The sequence below is a fragment of the Actinoplanes sp. NPDC024001 genome, assembly GCF_040638955.1.
GTDB lineage: Bacteria > Actinomycetota > Actinomycetes > Mycobacteriales > Micromonosporaceae > Actinoplanes.
Genome location: NZ_JBEZZB010000128.1, coordinates 16,443 through 31,652, shown reverse-complemented (window position 1 = coordinate 31,652; position 15,210 = coordinate 16,443). Strand labels below are relative to the sequence as shown.

18 protein-coding genes are annotated in these 15,210 nt (G+C 71.0%); 9 read left to right on the top strand and 9 right to left on the bottom strand.

Annotated features, from left to right (window positions below):
- Positions 1-112 precede the first annotated feature (112 nt).
- Entirely contained in the window at positions 113-391 is a 279-nt protein-coding gene (locus AB0F81_RS36740) for a hypothetical protein (protein WP_360205065.1), read from the top strand.
- Positions 392-419: 28 nt separating this feature from the next.
- Here AB0F81_RS36740 and AB0F81_RS36735 read toward each other — a convergent pair whose 3' ends face one another.
- A complete protein-coding gene (locus AB0F81_RS36735; RefSeq protein ID WP_360205063.1) occupies positions 420-1,844 on the bottom strand; it encodes a hypothetical protein in 1,425 nt (474 codons plus the stop codon).
- A 278-nt stretch (positions 1,845-2,122) separates the two neighbouring features.
- Between AB0F81_RS36735 and AB0F81_RS36730 the strand changes: the two genes are divergently transcribed.
- On the top strand, positions 2,123-3,283 hold the full coding sequence (locus AB0F81_RS36730; protein WP_360205060.1) for an MFS transporter: 1,161 nt from the start codon (positions 2,123-2,125) through the stop codon (positions 3,281-3,283).
- Positions 3,284-3,317: 34 nt separating this feature from the next.
- Here the strand turns inward: AB0F81_RS36730 and AB0F81_RS36725 are convergent, their stop codons facing one another.
- Together AB0F81_RS36725 and AB0F81_RS36720 are read right to left on the bottom strand one after the other, a co-directional pair.
- Entirely contained in the window at positions 3,318-4,238 is a 921-nt protein-coding gene (locus AB0F81_RS36725) for a phosphotransferase (RefSeq protein ID WP_360205057.1), read from the bottom strand.
- A 221-nt stretch (positions 4,239-4,459) separates the two neighbouring features.
- On the bottom strand, positions 4,460-4,957 hold the full coding sequence (locus AB0F81_RS36720; protein WP_360205055.1) for an HAD domain-containing protein: 498 nt from the start codon (positions 4,955-4,957) through the stop codon (positions 4,460-4,462).
- Positions 4,958-4,991: 34 nt separating this feature from the next.
- Here AB0F81_RS36720 and AB0F81_RS36715 point away from each other — a divergent pair, with 34 nt between their 5' ends.
- Genes AB0F81_RS36715 through AB0F81_RS36700 form a run of 4 tightly spaced genes read left to right on the top strand, consistent with a single transcriptional unit; the run spans position 4,992 to position 7,361 of the window.
- Positions 4,992-5,330: an Imm51 family immunity protein gene (locus AB0F81_RS36715; RefSeq protein ID WP_360205053.1), complete on the top strand. Its 339-nt coding sequence runs from the start codon at positions 4,992-4,994 to the stop codon at positions 5,328-5,330.
- Positions 5,331-5,334: 4 nt separating this feature from the next.
- The gene (locus AB0F81_RS36710) at positions 5,335-6,303 is read left to right on the top strand and encodes a GNAT family N-acetyltransferase (protein ID WP_360205050.1); all 969 of its coding nucleotides are present in this window, start codon (positions 5,335-5,337) and stop codon (positions 6,301-6,303) included.
- Positions 6,291-6,800 carry a GNAT family N-acetyltransferase gene (locus AB0F81_RS36705; protein ID WP_360205048.1) on the top strand — a complete coding sequence of 170 codons (510 nt, stop codon included), beginning with the start codon at positions 6,291-6,293 and terminating at the stop codon, positions 6,798-6,800. The genes AB0F81_RS36710 and AB0F81_RS36705 overlap by 13 nt, the downstream gene beginning before the upstream one ends.
- Before the next feature lie 18 nt (positions 6,801-6,818).
- Entirely contained in the window at positions 6,819-7,361 is a 543-nt protein-coding gene (locus AB0F81_RS36700; RefSeq protein WP_360205045.1) for a hypothetical protein, read from the top strand.
- Between the two features lie 16 nt (positions 7,362-7,377).
- Here AB0F81_RS36700 and AB0F81_RS36695 read toward each other — a convergent pair whose 3' ends face one another.
- Positions 7,378-8,799, bottom strand: a complete 1,422-nt coding sequence (locus AB0F81_RS36695; RefSeq protein WP_360205042.1) for a serine hydrolase domain-containing protein — start codon at positions 8,797-8,799, stop codon at positions 7,378-7,380.
- A 65-nt stretch (positions 8,800-8,864) separates the two neighbouring features.
- Here AB0F81_RS36695 and AB0F81_RS36690 point away from each other — a divergent pair, with 65 nt between their 5' ends.
- Positions 8,865-9,521 (top strand): TetR/AcrR family transcriptional regulator, encoded by a 657-nt coding sequence (locus AB0F81_RS36690; RefSeq protein WP_360205039.1) that lies wholly within the window; start codon positions 8,865-8,867, stop codon positions 9,519-9,521.
- Here the strand turns inward: AB0F81_RS36690 and AB0F81_RS36685 are convergent.
- Positions 9,463-10,707 carry an MFS transporter gene (locus AB0F81_RS36685; protein WP_360205036.1) on the bottom strand — a complete coding sequence of 415 codons (1,245 nt, stop codon included), beginning with the start codon at positions 10,705-10,707 and terminating at the stop codon, positions 9,463-9,465. The genes AB0F81_RS36690 and AB0F81_RS36685 overlap by 59 nt on opposite strands.
- Between AB0F81_RS36685 and AB0F81_RS36680 the strand changes: the two genes are divergently transcribed.
- A complete protein-coding gene (locus tag AB0F81_RS36680; protein WP_360205032.1) occupies positions 10,678-11,586 on the top strand; it encodes a helix-turn-helix transcriptional regulator in 909 nt (302 codons plus the stop codon). The two genes, AB0F81_RS36685 and AB0F81_RS36680, sit on opposite strands and share 30 nt — an antisense overlap.
- Positions 11,587-11,742: 156 nt before the next feature.
- On the opposite strand, the gene AB0F81_RS36675 is transcribed toward AB0F81_RS36680, so the two are convergent.
- On the bottom strand, positions 11,743-12,345 hold the full coding sequence (locus AB0F81_RS36675; RefSeq protein ID WP_360205030.1) for a TetR/AcrR family transcriptional regulator: 603 nt from the start codon (positions 12,343-12,345) through the stop codon (positions 11,743-11,745).
- A gap of 54 nt (positions 12,346-12,399) precedes the next feature.
- Between AB0F81_RS36675 and AB0F81_RS36670 the strand changes: the two genes are divergently transcribed.
- A complete protein-coding gene (locus AB0F81_RS36670) occupies positions 12,400-12,651 on the top strand; it encodes a hypothetical protein (protein WP_360205027.1) in 252 nt (83 codons plus the stop codon).
- 290 nt (positions 12,652-12,941) lie between these two features.
- Here the strand turns inward: AB0F81_RS36670 and AB0F81_RS36665 are convergent, their stop codons facing one another.
- The 3 genes from AB0F81_RS36665 to AB0F81_RS36655 are packed head-to-tail and all read right to left on the bottom strand — an operon-like array spanning position 12,942 to position 15,210.
- Entirely contained in the window at positions 12,942-13,850 is a 909-nt protein-coding gene (locus AB0F81_RS36665; protein ID WP_360205025.1) for an aminoglycoside phosphotransferase family protein, read from the bottom strand.
- A gap of 41 nt (positions 13,851-13,891) precedes the next feature.
- Positions 13,892-14,614 carry an ankyrin repeat domain-containing protein gene (locus tag AB0F81_RS36660; RefSeq protein WP_360205023.1) on the bottom strand — a complete coding sequence of 241 codons (723 nt, stop codon included), beginning with the start codon at positions 14,612-14,614 and terminating at the stop codon, positions 13,892-13,894.
- Between the two features lie 29 nt (positions 14,615-14,643).
- Entirely contained in the window at positions 14,644-15,210 is a 567-nt protein-coding gene (locus AB0F81_RS36655; protein WP_360205020.1) for a hypothetical protein, read from the bottom strand.

The window sequence follows — 15,210 nt, the reverse complement described above, 5'->3', positions numbered from 1 at the left end:
CCGAACGCCTCGTCCCAACCCTGCACCTGCTCAACCGTGACCACGTCCGGGAAACGATCCAGAACTACTCGAAGTAGTGATCCGCCGTAGCAGTATTAGGTCCGTCCAGGCGGTGGGCTCCGCCCAGGCGGCCAGCCCCGCCCAGGCGGCGAGTAGCGCGGCAGAGTTCGACCCCTGGCGCGAAGCCGCGCCGCTGCCGCCACTCGACGAGCTGGTCGCGGCCGTGAACACCGCCGGATTCGCTCCGGGTGACGCCGACGCGGCTGCGGCCGACCGGGCCGCCGCCCAGGTGCTGGCCTTCACCTCGACACTGCGGCGCCGCCGGCCATGGTGGGCGCGGATCTGGTGGAACATCCGCCCAGGTCCGCTGCGCTGGCACCGAGCCCGCTAGGTCGAGCCGTCCGTCCGGGTTTTCGGCGTCACACCGAGCGATCGACGTCGGCCGGTGGCTCCAGCAGCGCCCGCCGCAGCTCCCGGTGGAACTTCGCCGACTCCGGCGTGTCGACCTGCGGCAGCCGGTTGAGCACCTCCGCCAGCTGCCGCAGCTCCGGCAACGACAGCGAGGCGATCGACGCGACGCCCTCCCGTGGGGATGCCAATCGGGAACCCATGCCCACCAGGATGCTCGCGGCGATCTCCAGCCGCTCCCCGGACGGCTCCTCCGGCATCCAGCCGTCTTCCGGCCTGCGTGCCCCCGGTGTGCGTGCTGCTGGCGTCCATGCCTCTGGTGGGCGTGCTTCGGGTGTGCGTGCCTCTGGCGTCCATGCGTCTGGTGGGCGTGCCTCTGGCGTCCGTGCCTCTGGCGTGCGTGCTTCCGGTGTGCGTGCCTCTGGTGTGCGTGCCTCAGGTGTGCGTGCTTCCGGCGTGCCTGCCTCCGGGACCGTGCCGAGCTGGTCCGCCGTCTCGAAATCCTCATCGTCGTCGGGGACGAAGATCTCGTCGATGATCCGCGTCGTGGTCTCGATGAAATTCTCATCGGGGTTGTAGCCGAACAGGAACGTCTCCAGGGCCTCCTGCTCATACCCGAACGCCTCGCGCGGCACCTCCGCCCGCGCGAAGAACCGCTCGATCGCGACGGCAATCGACTCCCGGTCGCTGATCGGCCGGTCCGACCGCACCTGCATCACGCCGTACGTGCCCTCGCCCCGAATCCTGCCCTTCCACCGCTCCAGCCGGCGCACCCACGACGGCCGCTGCAGGTTCTCGGCCAGCAGCACCGCCTCCACCAGCGTGGGATCAGCGCCGGCCTCCTTCGCCTTCTCCTCGGCGAAAGCCAGCAGCTCCGGGCCGACTTCCCGCCGCGACCGGACCACCAGGGTGTATCCCGAGCTGGTGTCGCCCCACGTCTTGACCGCGAACACCGCCAGCAGCGCCACCAGCATCGTCGTCCACAGCGACTTGAAGAACTCGTCCACGGGCGGGACCACCGCCGTGAACGGCCCCGGCCCCAGACTCCCCAGCAGTGCCGACCCGAAGACCAGCCCGGCGGCCGATGCAGCAACCAGGACCGCGGGCAACCTCGTGTGGTTGTGCACCCGCCGGATGACCCGGAAGTAGTGCGCGAACTGCGTCCGGCCGACGTGGATCGCTGCACCGAGCAGCGCGCATACCAGCGCACTGCCGCGAAACCGGTCCACGGTGGTGGCCACGATCAACGTCACCAGATAGGTCGGCACGGTCAGGAAAAGCAGATAACGGGTGACGGAACGATTGATGACCAGGCCCACGTCCTCGGACGCCGAGACGTAGCTCTCCGGCCACCGGGTGTGCACCGCCGAATAGAAAATGTAAAGAATCGCGGGAATGAGCAGCGCGCCCGGGGCGGTGATGCCGGCCTCTTTCACGTCGCCATTCTGGAGGCACGCCGGCATCCACGTCTGTCACCGTCAGTGTGGTGTTCGGGCGCCTACATCGACATGATCGCGAGGAGCAGCAGCAGGGCGGCGACGGCGAGGATCAACGCCGCAGCCAGGAACTGGAAGGTCTTCATCGGCGGTCCTGTCACGTTCACGGGCGTATGGGCTGCCTCGTGCCGTTATCTCCCATCGGAGCAGCCAATCTACTCCCACCCTCGACCGCTGTCGATCCCGACTAAGTCCGGCGGCGCCGGGTACGAGACAGCGTGATCACTCTGCAGCGTGCACGCTGGGCGGTACTCGCCGCCTTCTTCACCAACGGGGCGGCGTTCGCCACCTGGGCTCCGCGCATCCCCACTGTGCAGGACAGCCTGTCGCTCGACGCCACCATGCTCGGCCTCGCCCTGACCAGCGGCGCGCTCGGCGGTCTGCTGTTCACCCTGCCGGCCGGCGCGATCGTCGACCGCCTCGGCAGCCGCCGGGCCCTGCTCACCGCGATCACGGCGCTCTGCCTCTGCCTGCCCCTGCCCGGCCTCGCCGGCGGATGGTGGCCGCTGGCCGCGGCCATGCTGCTGCTCGGCGCGATCGACTCGCTGATGGACGTCGCGATGAACGCCCACGGCGTCCTGCTGGAACAGCGCTCCGGCCGGTCGATGCTCAACGGCTTCCACGCCTCCTGGAGCGTCGGCGCCGTCACCGGCGGCGTCGCCGGCGCGGCCGCCGCAGCCGCCGGCCTGCCGGTGTGGGCCCATCTGCTCGCCGCCGGAACCCTGCTCGGCACGATCACCCTGCTGCTCGGCCGAGGCCTGCTCACCCACCGTCAGCCCCGGCCGCAGGGCGGCAGACGCACCCGGATCGCCCGGCCCACCCCGATCCTGGCGGTCGCCGGCCTGCTCGTGCTCGCCGCGGCCTTCATCGAGGACGTCCCGCAGTCCTGGAGCGCCGTCTACCTGTCGACCGGCCTCGGCGCCGGCCCCGGCGTCGCGGGTCTCGCCTTCGTCGCGTTCTCCGTCTTCATGGCCGCCGGCCGGTTCGTCGGCGACCGCCTCACCGACCGCTTCGGCCAGTCCCGTGTCCTGTTCACCGGCGGCCTGCTGATCACTTTCGGCTTCGCGGCCGGCCTCGCGATCAACCATCCGGCTGCGGCGATCGCCGGCTTCGCCCTGGTCGGCCTCGGCGCCAGCCCGATCTTCCCGACCGCCTTCAGCGTCGCCGGCCGAGCCGCCGGCACCTCCGGCGCCGCCGGCATCGCCCTGGTCTCCATGGTCTCCCGCTTCGGCTTCCTCCTCGCGCCACTGCTGGTGGGCGTCCTCGCGGACGCAACCAATTTCCGGTACGCCCTCGGCGTCGTCGTCCTGGCCGGCGCGGTGGTGACGGTCCTCGCCGCACGCCTGCGCCGCGAAATGCGGGCCACCGTCGCGGCGTGACCCGGGCAGCCCCGGCGAGTCAATCCGCGGATGATCACCGGCCGGGTACGGCACTCCACCACAGGCGATCGACGATCAGCGACTCCAACCGGCTCAGCCGCTGGGCGAGCAGCCACCCGTGGACAGTTGGCTCGGTGAGCGCCAGACGAATGTCCGACGCCAGATATGTCGCCTCCCGCACCTCGCACTCCGCACGCAGAACATCCGCCGCGATACCCGTCTCGCCAGCGACCACCTCCAGCGCGATCTCCAGGTGTCCACTGCTGTCCGCGATCACGTAGAACCAGTCGTCGAGCGGATCACCGAACCGCGCCCACTCGAAGTCCAGCAGTGCCGTCAACTGGCCGTCCGCCGCCAGCCAGTTGCCCCAATGGCAGTCCGCGTGCACCGGCACAGCCACCCGAGCCTGCGCTGGCGCGTGCTGCGCGATCGCCGTGAGCCCGTCGAGCAGCCGGGCCGGCACGGCACCCTCCCGGTCAGCCGCCGCCAGACCCTCGATCTCGGCGAACAGCCCAGCCCGGCTGACGAACCCGCCATGCTCAAGCGGCTCCCGCAGGACCTGCGCGGCTTCGCCCGCCGGCACCCATTGATGCAGCGCCCCAAGGCGGCGCACGGCCTGCTCAGCCATTGACCGTACGGTAGCCGCACCCGCCCCGGGCATGCCCATGCCGAGTGCCGCGCCCGGCGCCCGGGTGTAACAGGCATATCGGACGTCGCGCCCGTCGACGGTGTGCACGCCGCTGGCGAGCAGCGGCGCCGTGAGCCCACCGGGCAGACCCGGCACGAGGGCGATCTCCCGGTCCAGCCGCGAGTGACCCGCCGCGTCGATGAGCTTCACGACCACATCTGCGCCGATGTAGACGTGATGCGACAGGCTGTCCGTCGCCACCAGCGGACCGGGGTCGCGGCCCAGCGCCGCCCGGGCCACCCGCGCCGCCAGCTTCACATCGCTCACCTGTGATCTCCTCCCCGTGTCTGCCGGACACGGTAGGGCCACCTGCGCCCCCGGCTCACCGGAAGCGACCGCCCTCCGCGCCCGAGCAAACGAACCCACAGCGAATGCTCGTTCCCGCGCTCGATCGACAGGTTCGGTTGCCTACGCCGCTGCTGGACGCCGCCCCGCGCGGGCCGGCATCGCTCCCTGCACCCAGCGAGCAGTGATCCGCGCCACAGGTGTCAGGCGGCGCCGAGCCACCGCGACACCGCGGCGAAATCCGCCTCCGCCAAGCCGGCCCGGGGATCCACCCGATGCAGCAGCGCCCGCCCCGGATGATGCGCGGCCACCCACCGGCGGTCCACGTCGGTGACCTCGTCGTCGAGCCACACGAACGAGCGCCCGGCCGCCCACCGCACCAGTGCCACGGTCTTCCAGTGCAGACCGCGCTCGGGTTCGCCGTCCTCCTCCGGCCACTGCACGACCGGCAGCACCGGCAAGCCCAACCGTGGTGCGACGACCTCGTTCGCCTCCTCACCCCAGGTGGTCGCCCAGACCAGCTCGCCGCCCAGCGCCAGCAGCCGGCGCCCGTCAGCGGGATCGAGCCGATCAAGCAGCGGATTGCCCGCCGTGTCCGCCGACGGCGTGCGAGCCGCACCCGTTCGCCGCCGCTGGAAAGGAATCAGCGGCCCGTCCACATCAAGAAAGATCACCGATCGGGGAGTGGGTCCGGACGTCACGCCCGAACCGTATCCGCTGTGCCACACTCCCCCGGTGGACCTCATTGAAGTGGACCAGGAGGAGTCCGGCCGGTACAGCCTCTGGCTCGAAGCCGGAACCACCGACGTCGACGACGTGATCGCCGAGCTGGGGCACGAGCCCAACGGTTACTTCTGGGACGGCATCGTGCAGCTCCTCGTCGCGTCCGAAGCCGCCGCCCTCAAGGACCGCTTCGAGTCCGACCCGGAGGCGGGGGCCTACTGCGCCTACAGCGAGGACCGCACCGTGATCGAGGACCTGGCCGCCCGCCTGCAGGCGGTGGCGACGAACGAGGACCGGCTCCGGCAACTCGTCGACCTGGCCGACACCACCGGCTTCGAGTTCGACGATTGAGCGCATGTCCCCGGTGACCGTCGCGCTGCTCGCCGACCGCCCGGACCTGCTGGTTCCGCTGGCCCGAATCCGCTGGCAGGAATGGAGCGGCCACGCCGGACGCGAAGACCCGCAGTGGTGGGTCGAGGCCACCCGGCGGGAGGCGCCGCTCACCGTCGTCGCCACCGACGACGCGGGGGAGGTCGTCGGCGGGGTCGGCCTCGTGCCGGTGGAACATCCCGAACTCGCCGACCGCGGACCCTGGGTGGTCGGCATGATCGTGCGCCCCGACCGCCGTGACCGCGCCGTCGGCGCGAACCTCATCACCCACCTGAGGCGGCACGCCGCCGACGCCGGCATCGACCGTTTCTGGGTCGCCACCGGCGGCCGGGCCGTCACCTTCTACCGCCGGTGCGGTTTCCGCGAGGTCGAGGCCACCCACCTGCCGAACGGCGAGCAGCTCACGCTGCTCCAGGACGGCGGCCGGCTCACCGACCGCCTGCGCCTGGAGCCGATCGGCCCACAGCAAGCCACCGACCTGTACGAACTGTTCCACGACCCGGCCGTAGCCGAGTGGTACGGCGACTGGACCCCCGAGCAGGCCGTTGCCGAAGCCACCCGGATCGGCCGGCACTGGCAGCGCGACGGCGTCCACAAGTGGATGGCCTACGACCGCACCACCGGCGCACGGGTCGGCCGCGGCGGGCTGTCCCGCGCCCACGTCGACGGCCGGGACCGCCTCGAACTCGGCTGGGCCCTGCACGGCGCTTTCTGGGGCCACGGATACGCCACCGAGATCGGCCGGGCCGGCCTCGACTACGCCTTCGGCGAGCTCGGCGCCACCGAGGTGGTCTCCTTCACCGAGACCCGCAACCAGCGGTCCCGCGCCGTCATGGAACGACTCGGCTTCCACCACGTCAAAGACCTCCCGATGCAGGGCGACATCTTCGCCCTCTACGAACGATCAACTACCATCCGCCCGTGCCCGCAGTGATCCGCGAGAAGACCACCGCCGACGGCCCCGCCTGCGTCGACCTGTTGCTGCGCGTCCACCGCACCGACGGCTATCCGATGCACCTGGCGCCCGACGAGGTGCCCGGCTTCTTCACCGCCGGCGTCGAGGCCGCCGCCTGGGTGGCCGAACTCGACGGCGACATCGTCGGCCACGTCGCCCTGCACACCCCGCCCGACGACCCCACCCTCGACGTCGCCGCCGGAGCGACCGGCCTGCCTGTCGACCGGCTCGCCCTCGTGGCCCGCCTGTTCGTCGACCCTGGCCAGCGCCGTACCGGCCTCGGCCGGCTCCTGCTGCGCCATGCCGCCGCCGCAGCACCGCAGCTCGGCCGCCGCGCCGTCCTCGACGTCGGCCAGACCCTGCCCACGGCCGTCGCCCTCTACGACTCCGAGGGCTGGCAGCGCGTCGGCGACCTGCACGTTCCCCTCGACGCGGACACCATGCTGGACCTCTGGGTCTACGTCAGCCCGCAGTGATCCACTACGGTCTCCGTCATGCCTCGGTCCCGCTTCGTCGTCCTGCTCGCCGGCCTGACCGTCCTCGCTGCCGCTGGTGCGGGCACCACCGCGTGGCTGCTTCCCCGGAGCGTTGTCTCGGCGATCCCCGGCCTCGGCCCCTCGTGGACCGATGAGGCGAGCACCAACACCCTGCACTCCGGCCAGGGGCCGGACTTCCCGGACACCCTTGCCGGCTGGCAGCTTGCCGACCAGTGGGCCGATCAGACCCGCGTCTTCGGGGAATGGACCAGCCTCTGCGCCGGTGATGACTGTGCGCACTCGTACCCGGCGACGATGAACGGCTGCGCGAACCAACGATTCCTCCTTCGATGGCGGAGCAACGGCGGCGAGAAGCTGACCTTCGCTCACGGCACGATGGCCGGCGACATCGGCACACTGGCCGAGGAACAGCTCACGGAACCGGTCAGCATCGGCTGGGCTGAGCTGCACGGCTGCGGCTGGCCCCTGTGGAAGCACTCCGACCCGAACGGCGTGACCGACGTCACGGTGTCCGTCCAGCAGTGGACACCCACGGCCTGAGCGCACCGCCCGGCCGTCAGGCTGGTCGCCGCTGTGCTGCTTCAACGCCAACGGGGCGGGCACGCCTGCGGGCCACGGCGATGCCGACGCGGATGGCAGCCAGCAGCGCAGCCAGAGTGATCACTGCGATGATCGCCCAGCCCACGTCGGGCATCCAGAGCAGGGCCTGGCCGAGGTCGTTGCCCATCATGCTCGGCAGAAGCGCGGCGACACCGGCCACGGCTGTGCAGGCGGCGAGCCAGGCAAGGGTCGACCTGAGGCGAGGCTCCGCTGGTCGGCTGGAGCGGATGGCGCGCGTCAGGGACCAGATGGCGGTGACCGTGAGCAGGCCCGCGACGGCGACGAGCACGGGGAGCATGGCCCGCATGAGCGGGTCACCGTCGTTGCTGGACGTCGGTGTCCCGCCGTGCAGCAGACGGGTGACGTCGAAGGCCGCGGCAGCGAGCGGGGCGTCCAGCGCGGGGCTGTAGCTGTTGCCCAGCACGACCACCGCGGAGCCGGACTCGGGCGCGAGCACGACGTTGGCGAAATAGCCCGGGGTCGCGCCGGCGTGCCAGACCAGGCGGGTGCCGATGCCGTCGAGGGTGCTGGTCCGCCAGCCCAACCCGTACTCCCCGGTGTGCATCAGCTTCAGCGTTTCCTCCGAGAGCAGGCGGCCGCCCTTGAGGTGGGCCATCGCGAAGCGGGCCAGGTCGTCGGCGCTGGCGGCGACATAGCCGTAGGGCACACCGGACGTGTCATACGGCGCGTCGAACCGGCGTGGCTGCCCGAACCAGTAGCGGTGCCCGGCGGGCAAGCCGACGCTGTCGGCCTCGGCCTGCGTGGCGGCGGAGTGGCGCATGCCGAGCGGATCGAGCACCTCGCGGCGCAGCGCGGCACCGAACGGCTGCCCGGTGACCGCTTCGACGACCGCGCCGAGCACCATGTAGTTGGCGTCGCTGTAGTGATGATGGGTGCCGGGCGCGGACTGCAGGCGCACGCCGGCCAGGTCGCGGACCGAGCGGGCCAGCCCGCCGGCGCTGTTGTCGAAGCGGTCGGTCCGGCTGGCCCAGCGCGGTAGTCCGCTGGTGTGGGTGAGCAGGTGCCGTACCGAAATGTGCTGTGCGGCCTGGCCGTCGGCAAGCCGGAACCAGGGCAGATGCCGGCGCACCGGATCATCGAGGGCGAGCCGGCGTGCCTCGACGAGCCGCATCACCGCGGTAGCGGTGACCGGTTTCGACACCGATCCGATGAGGAACGGCGTCTGCGCCGTGACGGCGTGGCCGTCGCCGTCGACACCCCACGCGCCCTGCCGGACCACCCGATCGCCGCTGACCACCGCGTAGGCCAGGCCGGGAATGCGCTGGTCAGCGCGGTGCTGCTGAAGGTGTGCCTCGATCGGGTCGGCGGCGGGCGCCGTCAACGCGACGATCGCCGTGACCAGAGCCGCTGCAAGCATCGTTCCCCCAAAACCGTATGCCGATACGACTATCGAGGTATACCGTATCGCTGTATGGTTAAGCAATGGCTCGCACCGCAGACCACGAAGCCCGCCGCCGCCAGGTCGCCGAGGCCGTGGAACACCTCGTCGCCACCGAAGGATTCGGCGCCGTCACCGTGGCCCGCACAGCCACTCACGCCGGCATCTCGGTCGGCCTCGTCCAGCACTATTTCCCCAGCAAGGACGACATGCTGCGACACGCCTTCACCCAGGCACGCCACCGCATCGAGCAGCGCGTCGTCGACGGCGCCCAGCGCGCCGACCAGGCCGGCGCCCGCATCGAGCACATCCTGCTCGACGGCCTCACCGAGCTGCTGCCCCTCGACGAGCGCCGCCGCGGGGAATACCGCGTCGAGCTCGCCTTCACCGGCCGCGCCGCCGACAACCCACACCTGGCCGACACGCTGCGGCAGAGCAACACCCACGTGCGCGACCTGCTCGCCCAAGCCGTGCACAACGGCAAGGAATGCGGCGAGGTCGAGACCGGCACCGACGAGACCACCGCCGCCGCCCACCTGCTCGCCCTGCTCGACGGCCTCAAGCTGCACGCCTACAACGATCCGGAGGCGCTCACCCACACCATGGCCCGCGGCGCCCTCGCCGCCCAGCTGGCACTCACCTTCACCGGGCCCTGCCACCACCGACGCTCGTCGCCATCTCCGGCTCGACCAGCAAGCTGACCAGGACCCACGCCACCGCCGGCAGAGCGATCAACGGGATCAGCGCGATCCGCAGCGACGTCGCGTCCGCCAGCGCACCGATCAGCGGACTGACCAGGCCACCCGCGCTGACCGTCAGCCCCAGCGTGATCCCGGCCGCCGTCCCGACCCGCGACGGCAGATAGTCCTGGCCCAGCGTCACCTGCAACGAGAACGGCACATACAGCCCAGCCGACGTCAACGCCACAAACAGGTAGAGCGCCGGCCCCGGCACGAACACCACACCCGCCGTCGCCACCACCGTCAGCAGATAGGACCAGCGCACCACGACGATCCGCCCCCACCGGTCGGCGAGCCGCCCACCGGCGACCGTGCCGACCGCACCGCCCAGATAGAGCAACCCCAGCGCCAGCGCACCCGCGTCGGTGCCACCACCCGTGCGCTCGCGCGCATACAACGCCACGAACGTGCTCAACCCGACGAACACGATGGAGCGACAGACGACCGCAAGCGACAAAATGACGAACGACCGGCGATCATCGACGCCGGTCCGGCCCGGCGCGGCCGCCACGCGGCCGGCACGTGCCAACACCATGATCGGTACGCACAGAGCCGCACCGACCAGAGCGGGCAGGACCAGCAACGGCGTCCAGCGCAGCCCACCGGCTCCCACCACTGCGGCGACCAGCAGCGGCGCACCGGCGAACCCCAGATTGCCGCCCAGCACGAACCAGCCCATCGCGGTGTGGCGGCCACCGCTGGCCCGCCGCGCCAGCCGCGCCGACTCCGGGTGGTAAGCCGCCACGCCCACCCCGGCCACCGCCATGAACAGCAGCGTCAGGAGGTAGGAATCGCTGACCCCACTCAACCCGATCCCCACGCCCGCCACCACCGTGCCGGCCGGCAGTAGCCACGGCAGGCGGTACCGGTCGGTCAGCAGCCCGAAGCCGGGCTGCGCGATCGAGGAGAGCAGTGAAGCCGCCAGCACCAGCGCCGAGGCCGCGGCGTAGGTGTATTCGCGCTCGACCACGAAGAACGGGACCAGCGCGGCGACCGCGCCTTGATAGACGTCCACGCACGCGTGTCCCACCGACATCACAACGATCGACCTGTTCGCCCGCACCCCGCCATCGTTACCGCCGAAGGCCTTGTCCGGCTTCCGATAATCTGCCGAGTAATGCAGGAAACCCGCCACGCCGCCGCCCAAGCCCACAGCGAGTCATTCGTCGCGGGCGCGCACCACCCTGATGGCCACCAGCCGGAGACCCGCGACGTCGTCGGCCCGCCTCGCGGCAAGGTGTTCGCGTCAGGCTCGCTCACCGGCATGCATTGGCATGGCGATCCGCAGCCGGGAATTCGTCACGTCGCCTCGGCTCCTACCCGCAGCCAGAGGCTGTCGGCGGGCGCGCTCATCGACGCGCACCGCCACGATGATCATCAGATCGTCTACGCGGGCCGAGGAGTTCTCACCGTCGACACGGATGCCGGCTCCTGGGTCGCCCCGGCCACCCGGGCCATCTGGATTCCGGCCGGCACCGTTCACGCGCATCAGGCGCACGGGAACGCCGAACTGCATCTGATCGGTCTGCACCTGGACGACAATCCGCTCGGCCTGCGGGAACCGACCGTGCTCGGCGTGACCCCGCTGCTGCGTGAGTTGATATTCGCCTACACCCGACCGCCCCACGACGAGACGCCGCCGCGCGTCCGGCTGCGTGCGGTCCTGCTCGACCAGCTGCGAACCGCGGTGCAGCAGCCGCTGCACCTGCCGGCGCCCACCGAGCCTCGGCTGCAGGAAGTCTGCGCGATCCTGCGCGACAACCCCGCCGACCAGCGGACGCTCGCCGCGTTGGGGCGCGAGGTCGGCGCCAGCGAGCGTACGCTCAGCCGGCTCTTCAAAGCGGAATGCGCGATGACCTTTCCGCAGTGGCGCACGCAGTTGCGGTTGCACCACGCACTCCTGATGCTCGCCGACGGTATCCCCGTCACCAGCGTCGCTCACCGTTGCGGCTGGGCATCGGCGAGCGCCTTCATCGACACCTTCCGCCGCGCTTTCGGCCACACGCCGGGACAGTACCTACGCTGACGAGGAAGCCCTCGCCGCGCCGCCACCACTCCTATGTCTCGCCGGTATGCGTCGCACCGGCCTCCGTGCCGCGTCTGTGTCCGAGACCCGTCGCGTCTGAGCCTGCACCGGAAGGGCCGTCGCTGACGGGCTGGCCTGCGCCCGGATGCCGGCTGGTTACCCGTCTGCGCTGGGGAACAGGCGGTTGAGCTGGTGGTCGATCAGGTTGATGGCGTCCTGCGGCGAGTACTGGCCCAGCAGCACGGCGGACTGCAGGCCCTGGGCTGCGGCGACCAGGAACGCCGCTTCGGCGACGGCGTCGAGCTTGGCGTCGACGAGGCCGAGTTCCTGGCCACGATGCAGCATCGACGCGACGAGGGCTTCGAGTGCGTGGGTGTCGTCGCGGGCGGCGGGGGCCAGGGCCGGGTCGGTCAGGAAGCGCACGAAGTATGCGGCGTACACGATCTGGGTCTTTCGGCGCTCGTCGTCGAGGGGGAGTAGTTCCAGGAGGATGCCTCGTACCAATGGTTGGGGGTTGTCGCCCAGCGTGGCCATGCGCTGCGCGGCGCGCAGCTCGGCGTCCGTGTTCAAGATTTCCAGGGCGCCCAGCAGGAGCTGTTCGCGGGTGCCGAAGTAGTACTGCAGCTGGCGGGCCGGCACGCCGGCTTCGGCGGCGACGTGCCGCAGCGTGACGGTTTCCAGGCCGCCGCGGACGGCCAGCCGCCAGACGGCCTCGGCGATCTGATGGCGTCTTTGCTGGTGGTCGACCTGGCGCGGCATGCGCATTCCTTCTGATCAAGCTTGGCTATGTGGTGCGATCGTACCAATGCTGTTATGGTTCGATCGGACCAAATCAAGGGCGGGGAGATCGCGATGGGGCACGTGGCAGCGCTGGTTATCGGCTTGATTCTGCTGGTCGTGGGAGCGCAGGGCGCCATCCGCCTGCTCGTCGACCACGACAACGGAGGCATCCTGCGGTGGGTGCCGGGCGGCTTCGCTGTGCAGCTCACCTGCTTCGTTGTGATGGCCGTCGGTGGGTTGTTCTTGGCGGCCTGGGCCAAGCGCCGCAGTCCCGACGCGAGCTGAACGGCGTCAGGCCCGGCTCGGCTCGGGGTGGTTGGGCGGGCGTCGAACCCGGAGAAGCGTGAGGCGAGGTGGGCGGAATGAAGCCCGACTTTGCTCGGAGCGAGCGGGTGGCGTGCAGCGGGCTCAGCTCCGGGCATGCTGGTTAGCGTCAGACCCGATCCGACTCGGGGCCGAATTGGGCGGTGTGGAGGCCGGTTACAACGCGGGGAGAGTAACGCGGTGTGAAGGCCGGTCTCAGCGCACCGTGAACTGGGCGTTGTCTGGGCGAGTTCAGCAGTGTGAGGACCGGCTCAGCTTGGGGCGAGCCGGGCGGCGACGGCGCGTAGGTTCGGATGGTCCAGGGACTCCTGGACGCAGCGGGCGAAAAGCCAGAGCCGGAGTCGTTCGGGGTCGAGGTCGAGCAGGGCCGCCATCCGCTGCGCCAAACCGATCGGGTCATCGAACAGGCGCTGATCGCAGTTGAGCAGATGCTGCACCGCGTCATAGGTGGGGTCGCCCACGTAAGGCTTGGGATCGATGACCAGCCAGGGCTCGCGGGCGGCGGCGAGGATGTTGCCGGCGTGCAGGTCGGTGCAGAGCAGCACCTGACGCTCGGCTGTTGCCGGCAAGCTCCGCAGCAGGTCGGTTGCGGCGCGGGCCAGGCCGGGATCGAGACTGCCGGGGGTGGCGCGGGCCAGGCCGGGATCGGGAGGGCCGGGGGTGGCGCGGGCCGGGCCGGGATCGGGAGAGCCGGGGGTGGCGCGGGCCAGGCCGGGATCGAGAGGGCCGGGAGTGGCGGCCAGCTTCTGCTCGAACTCGGCGGCCCAGGCGGCGCTCATGACCGACAGCGGGCGGAACACGGCAGCGTCCGCCGGTGCCTGCCAAAGCCGTTGCAGCAGCTTGGCGACAATCTCGTCCTGGTCGGCTTCGGGGACGGCCTCGGCCAGCGGGATGCCGGGCCGGCATCGCTCCAGCAGCAGCACCGACGTGGCGGGGGCGGCCGCATGCGCATGCAACAGCACCGCGCCGGCGCCGTTCCACTCGCGAAGACCCTCGGCTTCGTCGCGGGCCTCGTCATGCTGCCAGGCCAGCTTGAGGACCAGGTCACGGCCGGCGCGGTCGCGGGCCGGCGCCACCCAGGCGCAGCTGCCACCCGGCTGGAAAGGTGGCCCGACCGTCAGCGACCACCGATCGGTGAACTCGGCTATGAGCTCCGGCAAGGCTGCCAGCCAACCGGACGGCACGGTGTCGGCCAGCCGCATCATCGGGTCGCGGTCTTGGCGCCCCGCTCGCGCAGCCAGGTGACCACGTCGGCGGCGTCGCTGCGGACGGCCGCGTCCAGCGGGGTCAGGTTCTCCCAGGTAGGGATCCAGTTGAGGTCGGCGCCGTGACCGGCGAGGAAGCGGACGGCCTCCGGCCGGCCGCCGTGGCAGGCACCCCAGAACGCGTTGTTCAGCTCGGCCGGCGCCGGCTTCTCCGCGCCGGCGAAGTAGACCCGCAGCCGGTCCAGCAAACCCAGGGCAGCTGCATGCCACAGCGTGGTACGGGCGCCGCGTTCCACCAGCCGGTACGCGGCCCGCCACTGCCCGAACGCGGTCGCGTCATCAAGTGGCGTGCCCCCGCCGATGACCGCCCCGGGCGCGTCGATTGGCGCGCCCGCGTCCAGCAGCGCATCCAGCACCGCGACGTCGTCGCAGCTGGCCGCCCAGTGCAGCGGCGTCTCCTGATGTGACCCGGCGAACCGCGCATCGACATCGGCGCCGGCCTCGACCAGTGCGGCAACCGCGGCAGCCCCGTTCGGGAAGTGGCCGGGCCAGTCGGTGAGAACGTGCAGCAGCGTGCGGGAACCGCCGACGCGGGCCGAGACGAGGTCCGGGTGCTCGGCCAGCAGCTTCCGCAGCGCGGGAACGTCACCACTGTGGAGCGCTTCAGTCACCGTGAGCGCCAACGGTTCATTCGGGTCGAGCACCAGCACGTCAGCCACACCGACACCGTAGCGGGGCGGCGCAGGCCCTACGGGATGACGCAGTTCGCGGGAACCGCGGCTCGCCGCACGAGGCGTCGCCAGAACGTCGCGGTGAAACGCCGGAGGACCCGTTCCTCGCCCAGCACCGCGGTGCCGAAATTCCAGCCGGGCCAGAACAGCGCGACCCGGCGGCTGCTGCCCGCGGTCGCCAGCAGGGAGTTCACCCGGGCGGCGGGACGCACACTGCAATCCGTCCAGGCGTCCTCGACATCCGGGAGGTGGGGCTCACCCTCGACGAAGGAGTACAGGTCGAGTCGCTGCCCGTTCACCGAGATCGCGTAGCCGGTCGACTCCGGGTCGTGCGGACGGATCACGCTGTCGACACGAAGGTCGACACCGCAGTCGCGCAGCGGATCAGCCATGCTGGTCAGCCACTGCTCCACGTCACCGTCGGCCATGTCCTCGCCGTCGACGTTCCAGACGCCGCCGGCACGCCAGGTCACTTCCTTGCCGGACGTCAGCGCCGCGACCACGTCACGCTTGCCGGCTTTGGGGATCTCCGACCACAGGCCGGCCCGGTCCAGGGCGTGCAGGAGTTCCTCGAACGACTCCAC